Source organism: Methylomonas sp. HYX-M1 (assembly GCF_040741385.1).
In the GTDB taxonomy this organism is placed as follows: Bacteria; Pseudomonadota; Gammaproteobacteria; order Methylococcales; family Methylomonadaceae; genus Methylomonas; species Methylomonas rhizoryzae.
Genome location: NZ_CP160405.1, coordinates 4,054,617 through 4,077,716, shown reverse-complemented (window position 1 = coordinate 4,077,716; position 23,100 = coordinate 4,054,617). Strand labels below are relative to the sequence as shown.

Annotated in this window: 18 protein-coding genes; 17 read left to right on the top strand and 1 reads right to left on the bottom strand. The window is 57.6% G+C overall.

Translation table 11 applies throughout. The features are described 5' to 3' along the window. Nucleotides 1-138: 138 nt before the first annotated feature. Nucleotides 139-1,230 carry a dihydroorotase gene (gene pyrC, locus AB0A83_RS18385; RefSeq protein ID WP_150050939.1) on the bottom strand — a complete coding sequence of 364 codons (1,092 nt, stop codon included), beginning with the start codon at nucleotides 1,228-1,230 and terminating at the stop codon, nucleotides 139-141. Between the two features lie 82 nt (nucleotides 1,231-1,312). Here pyrC and AB0A83_RS18380 point away from each other — a divergent pair, with 82 nt between their 5' ends. From AB0A83_RS18380 to AB0A83_RS18300, 17 genes are all read left to right on the top strand, one after another. Next, the gene (locus tag AB0A83_RS18380) at nucleotides 1,313-1,588 is read left to right on the top strand and encodes an FmdB family zinc ribbon protein (protein WP_150050937.1); all 276 of its coding nucleotides are present in this window, start codon (nucleotides 1,313-1,315) and stop codon (nucleotides 1,586-1,588) included. Nucleotides 1,589-1,702: 114 nt separating this feature from the next. Then, nucleotides 1,703-3,487 carry an aspartate--tRNA ligase gene (aspS, locus tag AB0A83_RS18375; RefSeq protein ID WP_367154922.1) on the top strand — a complete coding sequence of 595 codons (1,785 nt, stop codon included), beginning with the start codon at nucleotides 1,703-1,705 and terminating at the stop codon, nucleotides 3,485-3,487. 74 nt (nucleotides 3,488-3,561) lie between these two features. Next, on the top strand, nucleotides 3,562-4,089 hold the full coding sequence (locus AB0A83_RS18370; RefSeq protein ID WP_367154921.1) for a DUF2780 domain-containing protein: 528 nt from the start codon (nucleotides 3,562-3,564) through the stop codon (nucleotides 4,087-4,089). Between the two features lie 36 nt (nucleotides 4,090-4,125). Further along, entirely contained in the window at nucleotides 4,126-5,223 is a 1,098-nt protein-coding gene (gene nadA, locus AB0A83_RS18365; protein WP_367154920.1) for a quinolinate synthase NadA, read from the top strand. 262 nt (nucleotides 5,224-5,485) lie between these two features. Beyond that, nucleotides 5,486-7,375, top strand: a complete 1,890-nt coding sequence (parE, locus tag AB0A83_RS18360; protein WP_150050929.1) for a DNA topoisomerase IV subunit B — start codon at nucleotides 5,486-5,488, stop codon at nucleotides 7,373-7,375. 46 nt (nucleotides 7,376-7,421) lie between these two features. Then, nucleotides 7,422-8,510, top strand: coding sequence for a VanZ family protein (locus AB0A83_RS18355; RefSeq protein WP_367154919.1), 1,089 nt, complete (start codon nucleotides 7,422-7,424; stop codon nucleotides 8,508-8,510). Between the two features lie 40 nt (nucleotides 8,511-8,550). Beyond that, the gene (locus AB0A83_RS18350; RefSeq protein WP_150050925.1) at nucleotides 8,551-9,363 is read left to right on the top strand and encodes an NAD(+)--dinitrogen-reductase ADP-D-ribosyltransferase; all 813 of its coding nucleotides are present in this window, start codon (nucleotides 8,551-8,553) and stop codon (nucleotides 9,361-9,363) included. Continuing rightward, nucleotides 9,357-10,253, top strand: coding sequence for an ADP-ribosyl-[dinitrogen reductase] hydrolase (gene draG, locus AB0A83_RS18345; RefSeq protein ID WP_367154918.1), 897 nt, complete (start codon nucleotides 9,357-9,359; stop codon nucleotides 10,251-10,253). The genes AB0A83_RS18350 and draG overlap by 7 nt, the downstream gene beginning before the upstream one ends. Nucleotides 10,254-10,489: 236 nt before the next feature. Next, the gene (locus tag AB0A83_RS18340; RefSeq protein WP_367154917.1) at nucleotides 10,490-11,590 is read left to right on the top strand and encodes a radical SAM protein; all 1,101 of its coding nucleotides are present in this window, start codon (nucleotides 10,490-10,492) and stop codon (nucleotides 11,588-11,590) included. 9 nt (nucleotides 11,591-11,599) lie between these two features. After that, entirely contained in the window at nucleotides 11,600-12,586 is a 987-nt protein-coding gene (locus AB0A83_RS18335) for an SDR family oxidoreductase (protein ID WP_367154916.1), read from the top strand. A 10-nt stretch (nucleotides 12,587-12,596) separates the two neighbouring features. Next, entirely contained in the window at nucleotides 12,597-13,160 is a 564-nt protein-coding gene (locus tag AB0A83_RS18330) for an SIS domain-containing protein (RefSeq protein WP_150050917.1), read from the top strand. 4 nt (nucleotides 13,161-13,164) lie between these two features. Then, nucleotides 13,165-14,685 (top strand): PfkB family carbohydrate kinase, encoded by a 1,521-nt coding sequence (locus AB0A83_RS18325; protein WP_367154915.1) that lies wholly within the window; start codon nucleotides 13,165-13,167, stop codon nucleotides 14,683-14,685. After that, on the top strand, nucleotides 14,682-15,650 hold the full coding sequence (locus AB0A83_RS18320; protein ID WP_367154914.1) for a thiamine pyrophosphate-dependent dehydrogenase E1 component subunit alpha: 969 nt from the start codon (nucleotides 14,682-14,684) through the stop codon (nucleotides 15,648-15,650). Before AB0A83_RS18325 ends, AB0A83_RS18320 begins: the two co-directional genes overlap by 4 nt. Beyond that, nucleotides 15,643-16,713: a transketolase C-terminal domain-containing protein gene (locus AB0A83_RS18315; protein WP_150050911.1), complete on the top strand. Its 1,071-nt coding sequence runs from the start codon at nucleotides 15,643-15,645 to the stop codon at nucleotides 16,711-16,713. The genes AB0A83_RS18320 and AB0A83_RS18315 overlap by 8 nt, the downstream gene beginning before the upstream one ends. An 18-nt stretch (nucleotides 16,714-16,731) precedes the next feature. After that, on the top strand, nucleotides 16,732-18,123 hold the full coding sequence (locus AB0A83_RS18310; protein WP_367154913.1) for a radical SAM protein: 1,392 nt from the start codon (nucleotides 16,732-16,734) through the stop codon (nucleotides 18,121-18,123). Between the two features lie 7 nt (nucleotides 18,124-18,130). After that, nucleotides 18,131-21,946, top strand: a complete 3,816-nt coding sequence (locus AB0A83_RS18305) for a glycosyltransferase (protein ID WP_367154912.1) — start codon at nucleotides 18,131-18,133, stop codon at nucleotides 21,944-21,946. Further along, a complete protein-coding gene (locus AB0A83_RS18300) occupies nucleotides 21,943-23,097 on the top strand; it encodes a hypothetical protein (protein ID WP_367154911.1) in 1,155 nt (384 codons plus the stop codon). The genes AB0A83_RS18305 and AB0A83_RS18300 overlap by 4 nt, the downstream gene beginning before the upstream one ends. Nucleotides 23,098-23,100: the final 3 nt, after the last annotated feature.

Here is a 23,100-nt window from a genome sequence, read left to right as displayed (position 1 = left end):
TTTTGCTGTGAAGCGGTTAGTGGTTGATGCCGGCTGTATCCGTTCGGCCGACACCCGCTTTCCGGCTGTTAGCGTATGCTGCAAACTGTGCGGGGAGTGGTTGAAATGGCCTGGTCCGGTTCAAATTCACCAAAGGCATTAGGCGTTTTCAAGTTGCCAAGTCAGTTGTTCGCCGGCCCTTAACGGCGTAATCGAAGCCTCGCCTTCGCCGTAGCGGTCGGGTACCGTCCAGGTTTGCTTTTGCAAGGTGATGCGATCGGTATTGCGCGGCAAGCGGTAGAAATCGGCGCCGTAAAAACTGGCAAAACCTTCCAGCTTGTCCAATGCCCGGGCTTGTTCGAACGCTTCGGCGTACAACTCCAGCGCGGCGTGGGCGCTATAACAGCCGGCACAGCCGCAGGCGTTCTCTTTAAGATGGGTTGGATGCGGTGCGCTATCGGTACCCAAAAAGAATTTGGGATTGCCGCTGGTGGCGGCCGCGAGCAGGGTTTGACGGTGCTGCTCGCGTTTCAGGACAGGCAGGCAATAGTAATGCGGACGAATGCCGCCGGCCAGCAAGGCGTTGCGGTTGTATAGCAAATGCTGTGGCGTGATGGTGGCGGCAACGTTGGGGCCGGCTGCGGACACGAATTGCACCGCGTCTGCCGTTGTCAAATGTTCGACCACGAGGCGTAACTCGGGAAATTGCCGGACGATTTCGCTCAAATGGTTATCTACAAACAGCTTCTCGCGATCGAAAATATCGTATTGCTCGCCGGTGACTTCGCCGTGTATCAATAACGGCAGCTGGTAGCGCTGCATCGTCTCGAACAAGGGATAAACGGCGCGGATGTCGCCAACCCCGGCGGCGGAATTGGTGGTCGCACCGGCGGGGTACAGTTTGATGGCGTAAACGTGTTCGGACTCGGCGGCTTGTTGGATTTGCGTCGGCGGCGTGTCGGCAGTCAAATACAAGGTCATCAGCGGTTGGAAGTTAGATTCCGCTGGCAGGGCGGACAAAATTTCCTCGCGATATTGTAAGGCCTGAGCTACGGTAGTGACCGGCGGCTTCAGGTTCGGCATGACGATGGCGCGGGCGAATTGCCGGGCGCTATGGGCGATGACGCTTTTGAGCAGGGAGCCGCTGCGGACGTGTAAATGCCAATCGTCGGGGCGGGTGAGAGTCAAACGGGTAAGCGATGCGTCCATTTTTACGCCAATAGTGTCAACTTCGATTAAAATGGTCGGCATTCTATCACCAAGGGCCTTGAAAACGATCAAGGCAAGCCTTATTCAGAATTCGTTTTTTCGATTTTATTTTTGGGGAGTAGCCATGCCTATCTACGAGTATCAATGTAACGCCTGCGGCCACGAGCACGAAGCCTTACAAAAACTAGGTGCCGAACCGTTGCTGATTTGCCCGGCCTGCAACCAAGCGGAATTGAAAAAGAAAATATCCGCCGCCGGATTTCGTTTGAAAGGCGGCGGCTGGTACGAGACCGATTTCAAAAGCGGTAGCAAAAGGAATGTCGCCGGCGAAAACTCCGGCGGCAGCTCTAACAACTCGCCTGCCGGCGGCGGTTGCGGCGGCAGTTGCGCCTGCCACTAGCCAAATCAGTTGCGCCGGTATTCGTCATCGGCGCCTATCTTCGACCGGGCCTGCCTTGTTGCAGTGCGGCCCGGCCCAACTATTGCCAATTAGTGATTTTTTCCGAGACTCGATATGCGTAGCCACAAGTGTGGAGAACTGAATACCCAACATTTAGGACAAACCGTCGCGTTGTGCGGCTGGGTACACCGTCGTCGCGACCACGGCGGCGTGATTTTCATCGACTTGCGCGATAGAGCCGGTCTGGTTCAAGTGGTGTTCGATCCCGATGCCCAGGCGAGTTTCGCGATAGCGGAACACGTGCGTAGCGAATATGTATTGCGCATCGAAGGCATTGTCCGCGACCGGCCGGAAGGCACGCATAATCCCAACATGGCTACCGGCCAAATCGAGGTATTGGGCAAGCATATCGAAGTGTTGAACGAATCCGAGACGCCGCCTTTCCCGTTAGAAAGCGAAATCGAGGTCAACGAGGAAACCCGCCTGCGTTTCCGCTATATCGACTTGCGCCGCACGGCCATGCTGGAAAAAATGAAAGTGCGCCGCGACGTGACCCGCCATTTGCGCCAGTATCTGGATGCCAACGAGTTTTTCGAAATCGAGACGCCTTACCTGACCAAGGCCACGCCGGAAGGTGCGCGCGATTACATCGTGCCCAGCCGTACCCACCAAAACTCGTTTTTTGCGTTGCCGCAATCGCCGCAGTTGTACAAGCAGTTGTTGATGGTGGCCGGCATGGAGCGCTATTACCAAGTCGTGCGTTGTTTCCGCGACGAAGATTTGCGCGCCGACCGCCAGCCGGAGTTCACCCAGCTGGATATCGAGACCTCGTTCATGAACGAAGCCGAAATTATGGCGGTGATGGAAGAAATGATCCGCCGCTTGTTCAAAGACATCATCGATGTCGATTTGGGCGAGTCGTTCCCGGTGATGACTTATGCCGAAGCGATGCACCGTTACGGTTCCGACCGTCCGGACTTGCGGATTCCGCTGGAACTGGTCGACATCGCCGACGAAATGCGCGAAGTGGATTTTAAAGTGTTTTCCGGCCCGGCCAACGATCCGCACGGCCGGGTAGTGGCTATGAAATTGCCGCAAGGCGGCGACTTGAGCCGTAGCGAAATCGATACCTTGACCAAATTCGTCGGCATCTACGGTGCCAAAGGTCTGGCCTACATCAAGGTTAACGACTTGGCTGCCGGTGTGGAAGGCTTGCAATCGCCTATCGTCAAATTCGCGCCGGCCGACGTTTGGGCCAAGGTCATGGAGAAAGTAGGGGCCGAGAACGGCGACCTGATTTTCTTCGGCGCCGACAAGGCCGACATCGTCAACGAAGCCATGGGTGCGTTGCGAGTCAAACTGGGTTTGGAGCGCAGCCTGCTGACCGGCCCTTGGAAGCCGCTGTGGGTCGTGGATTTTCCGATGTTTGCCTGGGACGAAAAAGCGCAACGTTACACGGCGATTCACCACCCGTTCACCGCGCCGAAATGTTCGGTCGACGAATTGAAAGCCGATCCCGGCAAGGCTCTGTCGCGTGCCTACGATTTGGTGCTGAACGGTACCGAAGTCGGCGGCGGCTCGATTCGGATCAACCGCACCGAGATGCAGCAAATCGTATTCGCGATTTTGGGCATAGGCCACGACGAGGCTCGCGAGAAATTCGGCTTTTTGCTGGATGCTCTGCGTTACGGTGCGCCGCCGCACGGCGGTATCGCCTTCGGTTTGGACCGCTTGGTGATGTTGATGACCGGCGCCGGCTCGATACGCGACGTGATTGCCTTCCCGAAAACCCAGACCGCGGCTTGCCCGCTGTTCAATGCACCGGCGCCGGTCAGCGAAGAACAGCTCAAAGAACTGGGAATACGCTTGCGCAAGCCGGCAGGCAGCGAAGAAAAATAAGGCCGCTAATCAGTCGCCCAGCCGCCGGTGCGGCTCGGGTGAAAATCCAGTTGTCTACCCGAGGAGCACCAACGATGAAAACGATATCGACAGTTTCCAGCATTTGCGTTGCCGGTTTGCTGGCCGGCTGCGCGCAGACGCCATCCGGCGCAGGACAAGTATTGGCGCAAGCCGCCGCGCAACAAGCGGTCGGGACTCTCACCGGTTCTTCGTCCCAGCTCGGCTTGGTGACCCTGTTGGTCGATAAACTGGGAGTAAACCCGCAACAAGCTTTAGGTGGGGCCGGGTCCATCTTCGCATTGGCGCAGCAGTACATGAATCCTAGCGATTTTACCCAGCTCAGCGGTAGTATCCCCGGCATGGATCAGTATTTGGGGGCGGTGCCGCAAAGCAGCGCTTCCAATGTATTGCTGGGTTCGGCCGCGACCTTGCTGGGCGGTCAGAGCAGCGGACTGGGCAAGCTGGCGGCATTAGGCGGATCGTTTCAGTCCTTGGGTATGAATGCCAATATGGCGAGTCAATTCGTCCCGGTCGTGTTGCAGTACGTGCAAGGTCAAGGCGGCAGCGGGGCGATGAGTTTATTGCAAAGAGCGCTGTACTGAACCGGCGGCGCAAACGATTAGAGTTTGATGACAGATATGACGACTTCCGCTTTACCGATACACGATTACGCCCTGTTAGACGATGCCGAATGCGATATGCGCATAGAAGCGGCCAAGGCTAAGTTGGGCAAGCGTTGCATAATCCTGGGTCACCACTATCAACGCGACGAAGTGTTCAAGCACGCCGACGCGTTTGGCGACTCGCTGAAGTTGTCGCGTAAGGCCGCGCAGTCCGAAGCCGAATATATCGTGTTCTGCGGCGTGCATTTTATGGCCGAAGTGGCCGATATTTTGTCGCGCCCGGAGCAGATCGCCATTTTGCCGGACATGGCGGCCGGTTGTTCGATGGCCGACATGGCCAATAAAATCAAAGTTCAGCAATGCTGGGACGAATTGGCCAAGATCATCGACGTTGAAAACTGCGTAACGCCGGTCACTTACATCAACTCGGCAGCCGATTTGAAAGCGTTTTGCGGCCAACACGGCGGTATCGTCTGCACCTCGTCCAATGCACAAAAAATCCTGAACTGGAGTTTCGCGCGACGGGAGAAAGTGCTGTTTTTCCCGGATCAGCATTTAGGCCGCAACACCGGTTTCCGAATGGGTATCCCGTTGGAACAGATGGTGACTTGGGATTTCAATAAAGCGCAGGGTGGCCTGACCGAACGACAAATCCGTGAGGCTAAAATAATCTTGTGGAAAGGCCATTGTTCGGTGCACCAAGCCTTTCAACCGGAGCAAATCGACGACTTCAAACAGCGGCATCCTGAGACCATCGTCATTTCCCACCCGGAAGCCTGTTTCGAGGTGTGCGAAAAATCCGATTACATCGGTTCCACCGAAATGATTTTAAAGATAGTCCGCGAAGCCGAAGCCAACACCCGTTGGCTGGTAGCGACCGAATTGAACTTGGTCAACCGGCTGGCGCAGGAATGTAAAGCGCAAGGCAAAAGCGTGCACTTTATGGCGCCTACCTTAAGCATGTGTTCCACGATGTTCCGCACCGATCCGCAGCATTTATGCTGGGTGCTGGAAAATCTCGCCGCCGGCCATGTCGTCAATCAGGTAGCGGTGCCGGCCGCGCAAGCCGCGCTGGCCAAATCGGCGCTGGATAACATGCTGGCGGCTTCTTGAGACGATTTGCGCTTAGGCGGCCGTAGCCGACGGATGAACGGTCGAACGCCTTAGAGGATGTGGCGGCTTGCCGCAGCCTTTGTCCGGCGAACGGCTGCTTGCCTTTCCGAATCGAATTTCCCAACTTAATGAGCAGGGAGCCAAGGTAAGTATTACCGCTGAGCATGAAAGGCGGATTGGCAGGTGCGGGCACTTTGCCGCGGCCACAGTCTTGCCCATTGCGACGGAGCGCATCCCACCATGACTTTCACAGTAATCAAGCATGAGCCAAGAATATAACGCCGCCGCGATCGAGGTACTTAGCGGTCTGGACCCGGTGCGTAAGCGTCCCGGTATGTATACCGATACCACCCGCCCCAACCATTTGGTGCAGGAAGTGGTGGACAACAGCGTCGACGAAGCGCTGGCCGGTTTCGCCGACAACATAGAAGTCGTCTTGTTCAAAGACGGCTCGATCAAGGTAGTCGACAACGGCCGCGGCATGCCGGTCGATATTCATCCGGAACAAGGCATTCCGGGGGTCGAAGTGATCCTGACCCAACTCCACGCCGGCGGCAAGTTTTCCAACAAAAATTACCAATTTTCCGGCGGATTGCACGGCGTCGGGGTGTCGGTGGTCAACGCCTTGTCCGAAAAGTTGCTGGTGGAAATCAGGCGCGGCGGCGGCGTTTTTCAAATGGAATTCGCCGGCGGCGATAAGATCGGCGAATTGCAGCAAACCGGCACGGTCGGCAAAAACAACACCGGCACCAGCGTGCATTTCTGGCCGGACGGCAAATACTTCGATTCCAATCGGGTATCGGTCAGCAAGCTCAAGCAGGTGTTGCGGGCCAAGGCGGTGTTATGCCCCGGTTTGAAAATCGTCTTGGTCTCGGAGCTAAGCGACGAACGCATCGAATGGTGCTATCAAAACGGTCTGCAAGAGTATTTGCTGGATCGGATCGGCGATGCGGAAATTTTTCCGCAGCCGCCGTTCATGGCTAATATGGCCGCCAGCAACGAGGCGGTGGAATGGGGCATCGTCTGGACTCCCGAAGGGTTGGCGGAGGCGGTGGCCGAAAGTTATGTCAATCTGGTGCCGACCGCGCAGGGCGGTACCCACGTCAACGGCTTGCGAGCCGGTTTGACCGAGGCGATGCGCGAATTCTGCGATTTTCGCAACCTGCTGCCGCGCGGCGTTAAAATCGCCCCGGAAGACGTTTGGGAAAACTGCCATTTCGTGTTGTCGGTCAAATTGGAAGATCCGCAGTTTTCCGGGCAAACCAAGGAACGCCTGAGTTCACGCGAATGCGTGGCCTTTGTGTCCGGCGTCGCCAAGGACACCTTTAGCCTGTGGTTGAACCAGCATCCGCAAGAAGGGGAGAAAATCGCCGAAATCATCCTCGTCAGTGCGCAAAAACGCTTGCGCTCGGCCAAGAAAATCGTGCGTAAAAAAGTGACCGCCGGACCGGCTTTGCCCGGTAAATTGGCCGATTGTGCCGCACAGGACATTACCCGCACCGAGTTGTTTCTGGTCGAAGGCGATTCGGCCGGCGGTTCCGCCAAGCAGGCTCGCGACCGCGAATACCAAGCCATCATGCCGTTGCGCGGCAAGATTTTGAACACTTGGGAAGTCGATTCCAACGAAGTCATGGCATCGCAAGAAGTGCACGACATCGCGGTGGCGCTGGGCATAGAGCCGGACAGTGCCGATTTGCAGAATCTGCGTTACGGCAAAATTTGCATACTGGCCGATGCCGACTCGGACGGTAACCACATCGCCACCCTGATTTGCGCCTTGTTTTACAAACATTTCAAACCCTTGGTTAAGGCCGGCCACGTGTTCGTGGCAATGCCACCGTTATATCGCATCGACGTGGGTAAAAAGGTGTTTTACGCTTTGGACGAAGCCGAGCGGCAAGGGGTGTTGGCGCGGATAGAGGCGGAAAAACTGTCCGGCAAAATCAATATTCAACGCTTCAAAGGTTTGGGCGAGATGAATCCGTCGCAGCTCAGAGAAACCACGATGAACCCGGATACCCGCCGGCTGGTGCAGTTGACCGTGGACGACGACGGCGAAACCTTCCAGCGTATGGATTTGCTGTTGGCGAAAAAGCGCGCCGCCGACCGCAAGAGCTGGTTGGAGGAAAAAGGCAATTTGGCTGACGTGTAGTGTTGCAGCCGGTTGATGAGATTAGCATGCGGCTGAAGGCGGCGTAATGGCGGGCTGGCGGCGGCAAAGCTTATGGGCGGCATGCGTGCTGCTGCTATGCTTGGCGACCGTAGTGTTTTTCAACCACTTTCCGCGCTATCTGGCCGGGCCGCAGTTGTTGCGGAACCCGGGTTTCGCGGATGCGCTGACCGGCTGGCAAGTAACGGGTGCCGGCACGGCCGAGGCGGTAGCGGGCAGCTTGCGCTTGGGTTTGGCGGAGGCCAAAGGCGGCGTCGAAGTCAGCCAAACCATCAAGGCGCCGCCGCTAGGCAGTTTGTTGCAGCTGAGTTGCCACGTCAAAAGTCAGGCTATTCAGCCCGGCACCCGCGGATGGGAGCTGGGCCGGCTGGTGCTGCTTTCCGTTGACCGGCAAGGCAAGCCGATTTACGCCTACCCGCATTTATTAACCGCATTGACCGGCAGCCGCGCTTGGAACGCGGTGACACAGGTATTTGCCGTGGCCGCCGGTGTGGCGGAGCTGAAAGTGGCCGCGCAACTGATGCACAGCCCCGGCGAGCTTTGGGTCAAGGATTGCCGTTTAAGCAGGCTGGAATTATCCCAACATTTCCACGCCTGGCGTTACACCTTGTTGACGTTGTGGATAAGCTTGGGGGCGGGTCTGTTGCTAGCTTGGCTGCGTAGCGGTTTGTTGAAAGCGCAAGACCCGGTGAAATGCTTGTTGACTATGGGCATTCTAGCGGGAGTATTGATGCCGGGGAGCGTGAAACACCAAGTCGGCGGCTGGCTTGTCCGTTATGGTCTGCAGTCTGTCGCCTCGGCTGATGTGTTTTTCCAAAGCAGCGATTTTCCCTATTTCGAAACCGCGTTACATTGGCCGGATTGGGACATGTTCAAACTAGGCCACTTCGGCCTGTTTGCCTGCTTGGCATTTGTGCTTGGCGTGAAAGGAAGCGGGCGGCGGGTTTTACCGGCCTTGGCGCTGTTTGCCGGCGCTAGCGAAGTCTTGCAGTTGTTCATTCAGGGCCGTACCCCGAGATTGAGCGACATCGCTATCGACTGCGGCGGGGTGCTATTAGGTGTACTGGCGGCGGCTTGCGCGAAAGCACTGGCCAGCCGGGCGCCGTTTCGCCGATGATATGCATTTTGACCCGTTTGCGCGCCTAATTTTGCCTGCAATGCCTTTTCGTTCGCCCTATTCGCACAGTACCAACCTGATCGGCGTTGCCAGCGCTTGCATCGCCAGTCATTTGTTTAACGACGATCCCAAACCTTTGCATATCGCCGGCACCCGAGAATCGGCGCCCGGCTTGTTCCAGCAATTGGAAACGCAAGATTCGATGCAGGCGTGCGGGCAACTCTTTCAAGACTATATGTGCGTGGTGTTCGGCTTCGAGACCGAGCAGCGATTGCGCGACGACGCCAGCGGCCGTAGACGCTATCGCAACAGTTATTTGCGGCTGATACAGGATTGGGGCTTGGATTCCAACAACGCCCAAGGCGCGGTGTTTAAAGGTTGGGTGGAAAGCCGCTTCGGTTTGTTTCCCAATTATCATAAACAGCGCATCACCGGCTTCATGACCAAGGATTGGTTGGACTACGTTCAGGAAAAAATGAACAGCCGCTACCACAACAACTGCATCTACATGCAGCTGGATTTGCTGTACGAATATTGCCAATGGGTGATAGAGCGTTTCCAGGTACCGGCAGCGGTTCGCAAAACTCTGTACCGTGGCGTCAACGCCTTGGACGAGCACGAAATTTTGGGCGACGAAGATAAGCAACACAAAATCGTGCGTTTCAACAGTTTGATGTCGTTTACCGATCAACGCGACATTGCCGGCGAATTCGGCAGTTATATCCTGGAAGTCGATGTGCCTATGGTGAAATTGGTGTTTTTCAGCGAGTTGCTGCCGCATCACGCGCTGCACGGCGAAGCCGAATATTTGGTGATAGGCGGCGATTACCGGGTCAAGGTGGCCAGATGGTAGACGAGACGGAATTGGCCGACCGGGCGTTAGGCGCCTACTTGGGTTTTGCTTGCGGCGACGCCTTGGGAGCGACCGTGGAGTTCATGTCGCCCAAGCTTATCCGCCGCCGCATCGGCGTGCATCGCGACATTACCGGCGGTGGCTGGTTAGGACTGGACGCCGGGCAGGTTACCGACGATACCCAAATGGCGTTGGCGTTGGGCCAAGCGCTGATCGACCGGCAAGCTTGGGATTTGCGCGCGATTGCGGACAATTTCGTCGCTTGGTTGCAAAGCGAGCCGCCTGACGTCGGCAACACCTGCCGGCGCGGTATCCAGCGCTATCGAGACACGGGCTTTCTGCACGGCGAGCCGAGGGACGACGAAGCCGGCAACGGCGGCTGCATGCGCAACCTGCCGGTGGTGCTGGCGACCTTGCGGCAGCCGCAGCTAATGCTCGATTGCAGCTTGCAGCAATGCCGCTTGACCCATCACCATCCCTTGGCCGATTCGGGAACCCTGGCCATGGCGCAGATGCTGCGCAGTCTGCTGCTAGGTGGCGACGAGGCTGCCTGTAGCCGCATCGCCGAGGATTTGATTCAAGCCGCTCCTCAGTTCGAATTCCGGCCCTATCCCGGCAAGGCTTCCGCTTATATCGTCGATACCGTGCAGACCGTGCTGCATTATTTTTTTGCTACCGACAGTTTCGAAGATTGTCTGATCGCAACGGTCAATCAGGGCGGCGACGCCGACACTACCGGAGCTCTGGCCGGCATGCTGGCCGGCGCCTATTACGGCCTCGACGCGATACCTCAACGCTGGCTGGATGCCTTGGACGCCGAGGTAGCCGGGCAGATACGTCGGCAGACTTCAGCTTTGCTGGCGCTGGCCGACAACATTAACCAGACTTAAGGCGACCGACATCGGGCGACATGTGTGTGCGGCTCATACATCTATCGGTAATACGTTTGCTTGGCCGTTTATTCGTCAAACGCAAAGAATCCGCTAGGCTATGGGGGCGATAGTCGCTAAGCCTTTGCTTGGTCGGGCTGGCGCGCTTAAGTCAGGCGGAGCCATGGCTCGGTAACTGGCACATATATCGCTTTGATTGAAATACTCAAGTTTTTCGACCGGTCGGTGACAAAGTTATGACGGATAAGTACGCTATCGACAGCCACAAATTGGTTTACCACCCGCGCCGGGTCGCGCAGTGGCTGGATGGCCGCGCCGACTGGGAACGGGCTAAGGCTGTCTATCCGATCTACATGGAAATCTCGCCGGTCGGCGCCTGCAACCATCGCTGCACCTTTTGCGCGGTCGATTACATCGGTTACCAGGCCAAGCGGCTGGATGTCAAAATTCTGGCGCAGCGCCTGGCCGAGATGGGCCGGCTCGGCGTCAAGAGCATCATGTACGCCGGCGAGGGCGAGCCGATGTTGCACAAAGAGATCAACGAAATCGTCAAGGCCAGCGTGGATGCCGGCATCGACGTATCGTTCACCACCAACGGCACGCTGATGAATGCCAAATTCATCGAACAATCGCTGCCGCTGACTTCCTGGATCAAAGTGTCGTTGAATGCCGGCAGCGCCGAGACTTACGCGGCGATACACCGCACCAAGCCGGCGGATTTTGATTTGGTGTTGAACAACCTGCGCGCGGCGGTCGCGTATAAGCGGGCAAACGGTCTGGCCTGCACGCTGGGCGCGCAGATTCTGTTGTTACCGGAAAACCGCCACGAGATCGCTACCTTGGCCGGGATCTGCAAGGACATCGGCCTGGACTATCTGGTGGTCAAACCGTATTCCCAACATCTGTTCAGCGAGACCCGCGTTTACGAAAACCTGCGCTACGACGATTTGCTGGGCATGGCCGAAGAACTGGCGGCTTTTAACGGCGACGGCTTCAACGTGGTGTTTCGCGAACAAACCATGAAAAACTACAGCCAGTCGGACCAACAGCGTTACAAAACCTGCCACGCCACGCCGTATTTTTGGGCGTATATCATGGCCGACGGCGAGGTCTACGGTTGCAGCGCCTATCTGACCGACTCGCGCTTTGCCTACGGCAACATCGCCGAACAAAGTTTTCAGGCGATTTGGGAAGGCGAGAAGCGCCGCGCGAATTGGCATTTCATCGGCCACGAACTGGACATCCACGAGTGCCGCAAAAACTGTCGGATGGAAGCGGTGAATCAATATTTGGACCAACTGGCCGACAACCAACCCGCTCATGTCAATTTCATTTAAGGATCGCGCATGAAGGTCATCGTCACCGGCGGCGCCGGATTTATCGGCAGTCATCTGAGCCGCGAACTGTGGCGCCAAGGCCATGCGGTCAAGGTCATCGACAATCTGGTCGGTGGCCGCAGGGAAACCATCGCCGACTTGCTGGACCAGGAGCGCTTCGAGTTTCATCAGGCCGACATTCGCGATTTTGCCGCCATCGCGCCGCTATTCGCAGGCGTCGATTGGGTGTTTCATCTGGCGGGTCTGGCCGACATCGTGCCGTCCATCGAAAAGCCGCGGGCTTATTACGAAACCAACGTCGACGGCACCTTCAACGTGTTGGAAGCGGCCCGCGCGGTTGGCGTCAAACGCTTGGTGTATGCCGCGTCGTCGTCCTGCTACGGTTTGGCCGAGCAGTTTCCGACGCCGGAAACCGCGCCGGTCAAACCGCAATACCCGTATGCGTTGACCAAGTATCTCGGCGAGGAATTGGTATTGCACTGGGCGCAGTTGTACGGTTTGCCGGCCTTATCCCTGCGTCTGTTTAACGTATATGGCCCGCATTCCAGGACCACCGGTGCTTACGGGGCGGTGTTCGGGGTGTTTTTGGCGCAAAAGCTGAACGGCAAGCCGTTCACCGTGGTCGGCGACGGCAAGCAAACCCGCGACTTTACCTATGTGACCGACGTGGCCAACGCCTTCATCGCCGCCGCCGAATCGGCTTGGGTCGGCGAGGTGATGAACGTCGGCAGCGGCGGCAGCTACAGTATTAATAAATTGGTGGGGTTGCTGGGCGGGGACATCGAATATATTCCCAAGCGGCCCGGCGAGCCGGATTGCACCTTTGCCGACACCCGCAAGATCCGGGAAAAGCTGAATTGGCGACCGCAAGTCGATTTTGAGCAGGGCGTAGCGAATATGCTGGCGCATATCGATTATTGGCGGGAAGCGCCGCTGTGGACTTCGGCTTCGATCGCCGACGCCACCGCCGATTGGTTCAAATACCTGGACAAATAAGGAGACCGCTATGCCCATCGTCAAAGCCGCGGGACAGTTTGCGCAATTGCTGGCCGGGTGCCGTTTCAGCGATGCGGCCGGCGCCGAATTGGACGGCGAAGGCGTCGTCGCCGAGGTCCTGGCCGAATTCGCGCGGGTCAAGCAACAACAGGCCAAGGTCATCATCCTCGGTAACGGCGGCAGCGCGGCGATTGCCAGCCATGTGATCACCGATCTGCGCAACGTCGGCGGCTTATGCGCGTTGACCTTGCACGAGGCGGCGCCGTTGACCTGTTTTACCAACGATTTCGGTTACGAACAGGCTTTCGCCAAGCAGGTCGCGGCCTTCGCCTATCCCGACGATTTGTTGATCGCGATCAGCAGCTCCGGCCAGTCGGCCAACATCGTCAACGCGGTCGCGGCCGCCAATGCCAAGGGTTTGGCGGTGCTGACCCTGAGCGGTTTCAAGCCCGACAATCCGTTACGCAAACTGGGGCGCTGGAACGTCTGGCTGGACAGCAGCCATTACGGCATGGTCGAGCTGGCGCATTTGTTCGTGTTGCACCACATCACCGATCATTTGATAAAAACCTAAAACCATGTCCACCACCAAAATTCTGTCGATCGAGCAACTGGCCCAGCGTTCCGCCGAATTGAAGGCACAGGGCAAAACCGTGGCGTTGTGCCACGGTACCTTCGATTTGCTGCATATCGGCCATATCCGCCATTTGCAGGCTGCGGCTCGCGAAGCCGACGCGCTGTTGGTCAGCGTCACCGCCGACGAATACGTCAACAAAGGCCCCGGCCGGCCGGTGTTCAATCAATATTTACGGGCCGAAAACATCGCCGCGCTGGCCTGCGTCGATAGTGTGGCGATCAATCATGCGGTGACCGCGGTCAACGTGCTGGACGCGGTCAAGCCCGATCTGTACGTCAAGGGCAGCGACTACAAAAGCACCAGCGACGATTTGACCGGCAATATTCAGCACGAACGGGACGCGGTGGAACGCCACGGCGGCAAGGTGTTTTTCACCGACGAGCTGACCTCCAGTTCCACCCGCTTGCTGAACGAATATTTCGAGGTGTTCTCGCCGGAAATTTCCGCCTATCTGGACGAGTTCAAGGAGCGGATTTCGGCCAACGCGATGATAGAGCAGCTGAAAGGTTTGCAGGGCCTGAACGTGTTGGTGGTCGGCGAGGCCATCGTCGACGAATACCATTACACCTCGGCCTTGGGCCAGTCCGGCAAGGGCAACGTGTTTTCGGTCAAATACCACGACTACGAACGCTTTGCCGGCGGCGCGATCGCGGTCGCCAATCACGTGGCCGAATTCGCCGGCAACGTTACCTTGCTGTCCGGGTTGGGCGCGACCAAGAGCCACGAAGACTTCATTCGCACCAACCTGAATGCCAACATCGATCCGGTATTTTTTTTCAGCCAGGATAGGCCGACTATCGTCAAGCGCCGTTATGTCGACGCCGATATTGCTAAGTTGTTCGAAGTGTATTTTTACAACGACGCGCCGCTACCGGAAGAAACCAATCGCAAGATTCTGGTCTGGCTGGATCGGCATTTAGGTGATTTCGACGTGGTGATCGTGCCGGATTTCGGCAACGGCTTCATTTCCGGCGAGATGGTGGCGGCCTTGTCCGGCGGCGCCAAATTCCTGGCCGTCAACGCCCAGGTCAACAGCGGTAATCGCGGCTACCATTTGATTACCCGCTATCCGCGCGCCAATTTTCTGTCGATGAACGAACCGGAACTGCGCTTGGCCGTCCACGATAGAGGCGGGGCGATCGAAGAGCTGGCCGGACAACTGGCCGATAGATTACAGGCCAGCCACATTGCGATCACCCGCGGCACCAAGGGCGCGCTGCTGCTGGATCACATCAAAACGCAATACAAGATCCCGGCCTTGTCGTCGAAAGTGGTGGACCGCATCGGCGCCGGCGATGCCTTTTTATCGCTGGCCGGACTGTGCCTAGGCGCCGGTCTGGCGCCGGACCTGGCCTTGTTCGCCGGCAGCGCGGCGGCGGCGCTGGACGTGCAAATCGTCTGCAACCGCGAGCCGGTGCGGGCGGTGGCCTTGTTCAAATACATCACCACCTTGTTGAAATGAACTCGCTAAATTCGGCCGAATTACTGGATTTGTATCAGCGGATGCTGCGCATCCGCCGGATCGAAGAAGCCATTGCCGAGCGTTACGTCGAGCAACAAATGCGTTGCCCGACCCATTTGTGCATCGGCGAGGAAGCTATCGCGGTCGGGGTCTGTGCGCATCTGACCAACAGCGACAAAGTATTCAGCAATCATCGCGGCCACGGCCATTACCTGGCCAAGGGCGGCAGTCTGGTCGGCTTGATTGCCGAGCTGTACGGCTTTGCCGAAGGTTGTTGCGGCGGGCGTGGCGGCTCGATGCATTTGAGCGATTTGTCGGCCGGCTTTATCGCCTCCACGCCCATCGTCGGCGGCACCGTGCCGGTGGCGGCCGGTTACGCCTGGGGCGAACAGCGCCGGAACTCGAAAAACGTGGTGGTGATCTTTTTCGGCGACGGCTGTTTCGAGGAAGGCGTGTTGCACGAGACCATGAATTTCGCGGTGCTGAAGCAACTGCCTTTGGTGATGGTGTGCGAGAACAATCAATATTCGGTGATGACGCCGCTGTACGAACGCCAGCCGGCCCGCGACATTTACCCCATCGCCGCCGCCCACGGCTTACAAGCCGTCAGCGGCGACGGCAACAAGGTCGAGCAAGTGTACGCGCTGGCGGAAAATGCCATCGCCGCTGCTCGAAATGGCGCTGGTCCGCAATTTTTGGAATTGCATACCCACCGCTGGCCGGAACATTGCGGGCCGAACGAAGACGACGAGCTAGGTTACCGCTTTCCCGGCGAGTTGCTGGCCTGGAAACAACGTTGCCCGTTGTTGCATACCGGCCGGACATTGGCCGAGGCCGGCGTCGCCGCCGAGGCCTTGCTCGACATCGAGCAGCGGATTGGCGCCGAGATCGCCGAGGCCTTCGCGCGGGCGCTGGCCGGCCAACCGCCGGAATTGGCCGACATGGAGCGGCATCTATATGTCTGAGACCTTGATGCTGAGTTACGGCGCGGCGATTCGCGAGGCGCTGGACGACGGGCTAAACCGATATCCGGACATGCTGCTGATCGGCGAAGGCGTGCCCGATCCGAAAACCATTTTCGCCACCACCCAAGGCTTGCGCGAGAAATACGGCGCCGAGCGAGTACTGGACATGCCGCTGGCCGAAAACGGCATGACCGGCATCTGCATCGGCGCGGCGCTGGCCGGCATGCGGCCGGTGCTGGTACATCAGCGCATCGACTTCGCGTTGCTGGCGATGGACCAGCTGGTCAACAACGCCGCCAAATGGCATTACATGTTCGACGGCAAGCAAAGTGTGCCGTTGGTGGTGCGGGTCATTATCGGCCGCGGCTGGGGGCAGGGGCCGCAGCATTCGCAAAGCCTGCAAGCGATGTTCGCCCAGGTGCCGGGTTTGAAAGTGGTGATGCCGACCACGGCCGGCGACGCCTACCATTTCCTGCTGGATGCGATTGCCGACGACGGCCCGGTGTTGTTCGTCGAGCACCGCTGGTTGCATCACGTGATCGGCGAAGTCGATAAACAGCGGCCCGCCGCCGGCTTGCGCGGCGCGGCGGTACTGCGCGCAGGCCGCGACATCAGCATCGCCGCGTTCTCGCATATGAGCATCGAAGCGCTGAAAGCGGCGACCGTGTTGGCCGAGCACGGTATCGAAGCCGAAGTGATCGACATGCGCTGCCTGACCCCGCTGGATGTCGACAGCGTGGCCGGGTCGGCGGCCAAAACCGGTTTGTTGTTGGTGGCCGATTGCGCGCCGGAAATGGCCTCGCTGGGCCATGTGTTGATCTCGCGCTTGTATCAGCGCCAGCCAAACACCTTAAAACAAGCGCCTTGCCTGGTCGCTTATCCGAACCATCCGGTGCCGACCACGCATTTTCAGGCCAACCATTACTACCCCGGCGCGGAGCGGATCGCCGAAGCGGCGCTGGAATTATTGGCGCAACGGCCGCTAATGGATACGCTGCACCGGCAATTGCAATCCGATTTGGCCAAGGATCAGCCCGACCGCAGTTTCGTCGGCCCGTTTTAACTTATTCGAGAACTCGCCATGTCCAAACCCGAGCACATCAACCGATTCGGCAATGCCGCGGTTACCTCCATCCCTGAAGACGCGCCGCTGTTCAACAAGCCGGGCCACAAGCTGCGTACCTCCAACCAGATTGTCGACCGCAGTGCGTTGTCGCAAGACTACCAAGTCATCGATACCAGCCAATTAAGCCGCTTGCCGGGGCAAAAATTCAAGACCGTGAGCCACGACGGCCAGGAAGGTATCGTGCGTTTGGAGGCCGGTTGCGAGCACGAGCCTTCGGTACCCAATCAGTTCACCGGGCCCAGCTTCCGCACCCAGCGCGAACGCTTTCGCTTCGACGGCCACAAGATGATGCACCATCTGGACCGCGTGCAAGCCTGGCAAAACGGCCAGCGCTTCGCGCCGGTGCATATCGACATGGGCCTGACCAAGTTTTGCAATACTGCGTGTCTGTACTGTTACGCAGTGGTGCAAAACATGACCAAGGGCGCAATGATAGGCCGCGAGGCCTTGTTGAATTTCGTCCGCGACTGCGGCAAGTTGGGCGTGCGCTCGTTGGGCTTCATCGGCGACGGCGAGCCGACGCTGAACCCGACTTTGTACGACGCCACGGTGCTGGCCGGCGAACTGGGCATAGACACCGCGATGGCCACCAACGGCATCGCCTTGGACATGGAGCGCGCCCACGACCTGCTGAAGAACATGAGCTATATCCGCTTCAACCTGTCCGCCGGCACCCCGGAGGGTTTCCGCCGGGTGCACCAATCGGTGGAAAGCAATTTCGACTTGCTGATCGCCAAGATTCGCGAACTGGTCAAAATCAAGAAAGAAAACAATTACAAATGCACGATAGGCCTGCAAATGGTGCTGATCCCCGAGTGCTTCGACGAAGTATTGGCCGAAGCCCGGCTGGGTGCCGAACTGGGCGTGGATTACTTCGTGATCAAGCATTGCTCGGATTCCGAATACAAGGAAATCGGCATCGATTACGACGCGTATCTGAACGTCAACGATCTGTTGAAACAAGCCGAGGCATTGAGCAACGAGCACTATGTGGTGCAGGCTAAATGGAACAAGATCAATGCCGCCGGCGAAACCAATCTGTATAAGGACGGCTACCGCAAATACGATCAATGCTTCGGCACGCCGTTTTTGCTGCAAATCTCCGGCAACGGCAAAATCTATCCGTGCGGGCCGTTTTTCAACAAGGAACGCTTTTACATCGGCGATTTGCACAGCGATTCGTTTTACGACTTGGTCGCCAACAGCGAGCGTTACTGGCAAGTGCATAAGGACGTGGCCGAATCGGTGGACGTCCACAAGGACTGCGCGATCGGCTGCCGCCAGGATTACGTGAATAAGTTTCTGTGGGATTTAAAAAATCCGCCGGAACACATCAATTTCATCTGACGAACCGATGGCCGAAACGGTGTTGGACTGTTTTTATCTGAATATCGAGGACGCTTATCGAGCGGCCGAGGCCGGGCATACGGTGGCTGGCGCGGACGGCCGCCGGCGCCAGGCCTATTGCTATTACGACGGCCCGCTGACCGATATTACCTTGCCGAATTTTATTCAGGTTTCGGCCGAACGTTTCGTCGAATTCTTCTCGCACAACCAATTGCCGATTCCCGGCAAAATCGCGATTTCCCAAGACGGCAAGCTGCATTTCGACGATATGCCGGCCGACATCGTCGAGGAAATTCGCCAATACCGGGCCACATACACGCCGGCCGAATCCATCCATTTCGATACCTATTTCGTCGATCCGTTACTGGCCTTGAACGTGGCCAAACAGCGCAACCGCGTTACCTGCGGCCACCCGACCATAGACGGTCTGCAAGTGTGTTATTACCGGGGCGAGTTGCCGGAACACGCGCTGGAAAATCTGCTGCATTTGGAGTTGGACGAATTCGAGGACTTTTTCGTGCGTTCCCGCTTGCGCATGCCCGAGGATATTCAGATACCCGACGGATTGGAACAGGACGTGCAAACGGCGGTTCGTCAGGATATTGCCCATGCGGTCGAATCGGTCAAGCGGCGGCGTATCGCCTTGATTCAGCAATTGTTGAACAAAGCCAAGGCGTTGCGGCCGGGGCCGAATAGCGGGCGACCGCGCATGTTTGTCCCCAGCAGCCGCCTGACCACGGTGATGCAATACAGTTCTCGGGGTATCGCCAAGGCTTTTGCCGCTATGGGTTGGGAGACTTTGGTTTACATCGAGGCCAACGACATGGAAGGCAGCAATACTGTCGATATGCTGCGAAGTTACATCGACTTTGCACCGCACGCCTGTTTCTACGTCAACAGTTTGAACAACAGTTTCCTGCACGACGAGGTCGTCAATCTGGTGTGGTGGCAGGACCTGATGCCGCAGTTAAAAAACCGCCAGCCCTTGAATTGGCGGGATAGGGATTTCAATTTCTCGATCACGCCGCAATTCGATCGCTATTTGACGGACTGCGCGGCTAAGCAGGTGGAGCGTTTACACTTCGTCATCGACGATGCGGTATTCCACAACAGTGGTGGCGGCGAGCGCGCCGAGCGCGTGGTGTTCATCGGCAGTTCCTACCGGCCGTTCGTTAATTTCGCCGATACCCGGCACCGGCAGGCTCTGGATGGGTTGACGGCAGTGATGGAAAGCGGCGGCACCTTCGATCAAGCGACGGTGGCCGCTATCGCCGCCGCGGCCGGTCTGGATTACGAATTCGTGTTTTGGAAGTTGCTGCATTACGCCACGCGCGATCATTCGCTGCATTGGCTGTGCCAAGCGAGGTCCGAACTGCCTATCGACGTGTACGGCCGTTATTGGGAGCAAGACGACTTAATCGCGCCTTATTTTCGGGGTGAACTGGTGCACGGCGAGGCAGTAGCCGAGGTTTACCGCCGTGCCCGCTATGCGCTGGTCTGCCATCCGTTCGAAGTGAATTCGCAACGCTTGGCCGAAGTGGCCGCCTGCGGTTGTATTCCGTTGGTTTACGATTGTCGCGACGTGGCCGAAGCGCCGTATTGGGAACGGCATTGTCTATTCTTCAAAACCGCCGCCGATCTGCAGAACATACTGAGCCGGCGCTTACGTCCGGCCGAGCCGCCGGAATTATTGGCGGCACAATTTACTTACAAAGCCGCCGCGCGCCGGGTCGGCGAAGTGGCCGGGCTGGCATCCTGGGCGAATCCGGCGGCGCGAATCGAGGCTATGGGCGATGCGTTGTTGCCGGATTCGTTCGGCGCACGGCTCCGCTTGCAGTGCGACAGCGCGGCTACCCGCCGGGCTTGCCTGGGCCGCTGGCAAGCGAATTTAGCGGCCTTGGCGCAACATCGTCCGCAATTGCATGCTCAGCTGATGCAAGCGTGGCAGACGTTGCATGCAGAAATCGAGCTGGGCAGCCCGATAGGCGACGAATTTTGGCGCATCAGCGTGTCGTTATCCGGCCGGGCGGCCTACCGCTTGGACATCGTCGCTTTGCTGGAACATCGCGCAATGCTTGCCGACAACGCCAAAACCATGACGCGGGAAAATACCTGTTGTTACGCGTTGGCCGGCATCGGCGCCGGCTACGAGTTGCTGGCGGCATTTCAGGCGAGCGAGCGGCCGATTCCGGAAATGGCCGAGTTCGAAGTGCCGCTGTATGTGTTCGAATCCCGCCCGGACATGTGGTTGTTGAATCTGCTGTTGCACGATCTTGTTCCGCTATTGGCCGCGCCGCGCCTGCGCATTTACCACGGCGAGCGGCTGGCCGAGCGAATCGAGGCCGAGTTTGCCCGCTTCGAGGCAGCGCTGCCGGACGTCTTGTTCAACTTGGACCCGGGCGCCGAGTTCGGCGCCGAAGCAATTTTCCAACGGGTGATCGACGCCAAGCAGAACAGGGCGCAACGCCACGCCGACAATCTGCGCGACGTGGCGGAATACTATGCGGGCATAGGTATGGATGCCTGGCGAGACAAATTTCGCGAAGAGCGGCGCGGCGAACTGCGGGTGATGGGGTTTATCTCGCGTTTTTCCAGCTATTTAAAATATTGCATGCGCGACTGGCTGGACGGCTTTGAACGCCTGGGTGCGAATGTCCAGTTGTGCAGCGAATCGGAAAATTATTATTTGAGCACCATCGAACAGTTGCTCGACGACATCAATCGTTTCAAGCCGGATCTGATTTTGACCATAGATCATTTCCGTCACGAATACCAAGGCATCCCGCAGCAATTGCCGTTTGTCAATTGGATACAGGATATGTTACCCAACATTCGCTTCAATCAAATTGCGCCCGGTCCGTTCGATTTGAATTTCGTGTTTGCCCAGCGCTGGCTTAGCTTTAACACCCTGCCGTTGTATCAAGACTATCCACTGCAATTTTTGCCCTTGGGTTTCAATGACAGCCAATATCACCCGTTGCCGCAAACGGTTAGCGAGTGCGACGTATTGCTGGTTAGTCATCTGGAAGCACCGGGCGATACCTTGCAGCCGTTACGCGACCCGGCGTTGCAGTTGAATCTTAACGCCGAGGAAGCGGACTTGATTCGGCGCGGCGTGCTGAGTTTGACGCAGTTGCGTGCCCTATACGCCGTCCTGGAAAGTCATTGCGCGCCGATGACGATGGCCGAATTCGAGGAGTTTTGCACCGTGCATCCGGGTAAAACCGCGGCCGATTTTCGCGATTTGTTTGCCCGACATGGCTACACGCTTAGCGACGAGGTCCTCGACTTACTGCTGTGCCTGAAAGGCAACCGCCTGCATTGCGAGTATTTGAATCGCATGAAATATTGGCCGATCCGGTTGTTGGCCGGGGCTTTTCCGAATCTAAAGATTCAAGTGTACGGTAAACATTGGGAGGCCTATCCGGCGTTTGCCGGCTTAGCTAGAGGCGTGGCCGAAAACGGTGCGGCGCTGAACCGCATCATGCAACAGGCTAAAATTTGTTTGAATGCCAATCCCGGAGTGACACTGCACATGCGGGCCCTGGAAATTATCGCCGCCGGCCGGTTTATGTTGTCTAGGCAGATGCTTTACGACGGTTCGCCGTTGCGCGAGTTCTTCGATGCCGACGCGGTAGTGCTGTACCGCGACGAGGCGGATTTGCTGGCCAAAGTCGAGTATTACTTGAACAACCCGCAGGCGCGCGAGCGGGTTGCCGCCAATGCGCTGCGCGGTCTGGACCAGAAATTGTCATATCGGGCTGTTGCCGAACGAATTTTGGCGGCGGCGGTACAGCGCTTTTGTGCCCTGGAACCGGCATGAGGTTGCAACATCTGGCGTTGTTCATGCCGCGCAATACCCCGTTTTATCGACGCATTTACGGTTTTTTGCGGGACGCATTCGCCAGTCTGGACGTGCGGGTTAGCGGCGGTTGCGGTTTGCTGGACGATGCGCAAATGCACACTTGGTTGGTCAAGCACAAGCCGGACGCAGTGTTCGAAATGAATCGGGTCAAGAACGAAGTGCCGGCTTTACACCGGTATAAAATCCCGCATATTGCGTGGATCGTGGATTTTCAGGGACGGACCGAGGCGCAAATCGCCGGCAGCGAAATCACCTATTTTTTCGATCCGGGCTGGGATGTCAACTACCGCACCGGCGGTTTGCAGGATTGGCTGCCGCCCGGTACTTGCGCGCAAACCTTTCAGCCGCTGCCCGGGGCCTTGCCGGCGGATGTGGAATTCAATTTTATCGGTCATATTCCGTTGCCGTGGAGTGCTGCCGAACTGGCGCGACCGGTCGCGGCGGATTCGGCGCTGAGCTTTGCCGAATTGTTGCAGCGTTACGACGGGCATCTACAAGCTACGCGCGAGCAAATCAAAACCCACGGCGATTTAAAGCGCATCATCGACGCGCTATTGGCCGAAGCAGGCGCGACGCCGGAACCCGAATTTTTAAACGTCTGTTATTACGACTTGATGGAGCGGACCAAACGCGTGCAAAATCGCACGGAGCTGTTGAATTTCGCGCTGGGCAAGTCGAAGTCGATTGCGATTTACGGCAGCGCCAACTGGGCGCAATGGCGCGAATACCGGCCGTTTTATCGGCATTTTCTGGATTGTCCGGCCGAATTGAACCGGGTGCATCAATATTCGCGCATCAATTTGCACGACGGCGTGAGTTTTCACTTTCGCGCCATTGACTGTCTGGCTTCCGGCGGTCTGTTGTTTTGGTACGATAACGACGAGGTCAATTCAGAAGTTTTGCTCGGCCGCGGCTTGCACGACCACTTCGACGCCAGTCGACACTACTTTGCCTTTAAACGCGAGAATTTCGAACACGTTTATCATCAGGCCGCGGAGTGTCGGGCCACGGGGCGTGCTATCGTCGCCGAGGTGCGGGCGCTGATCGCAGCCAAGCATACCTGGCGCGCCCGCGCCGAAAAAATCATTCACGACTTAGCCTATGTCTGACAG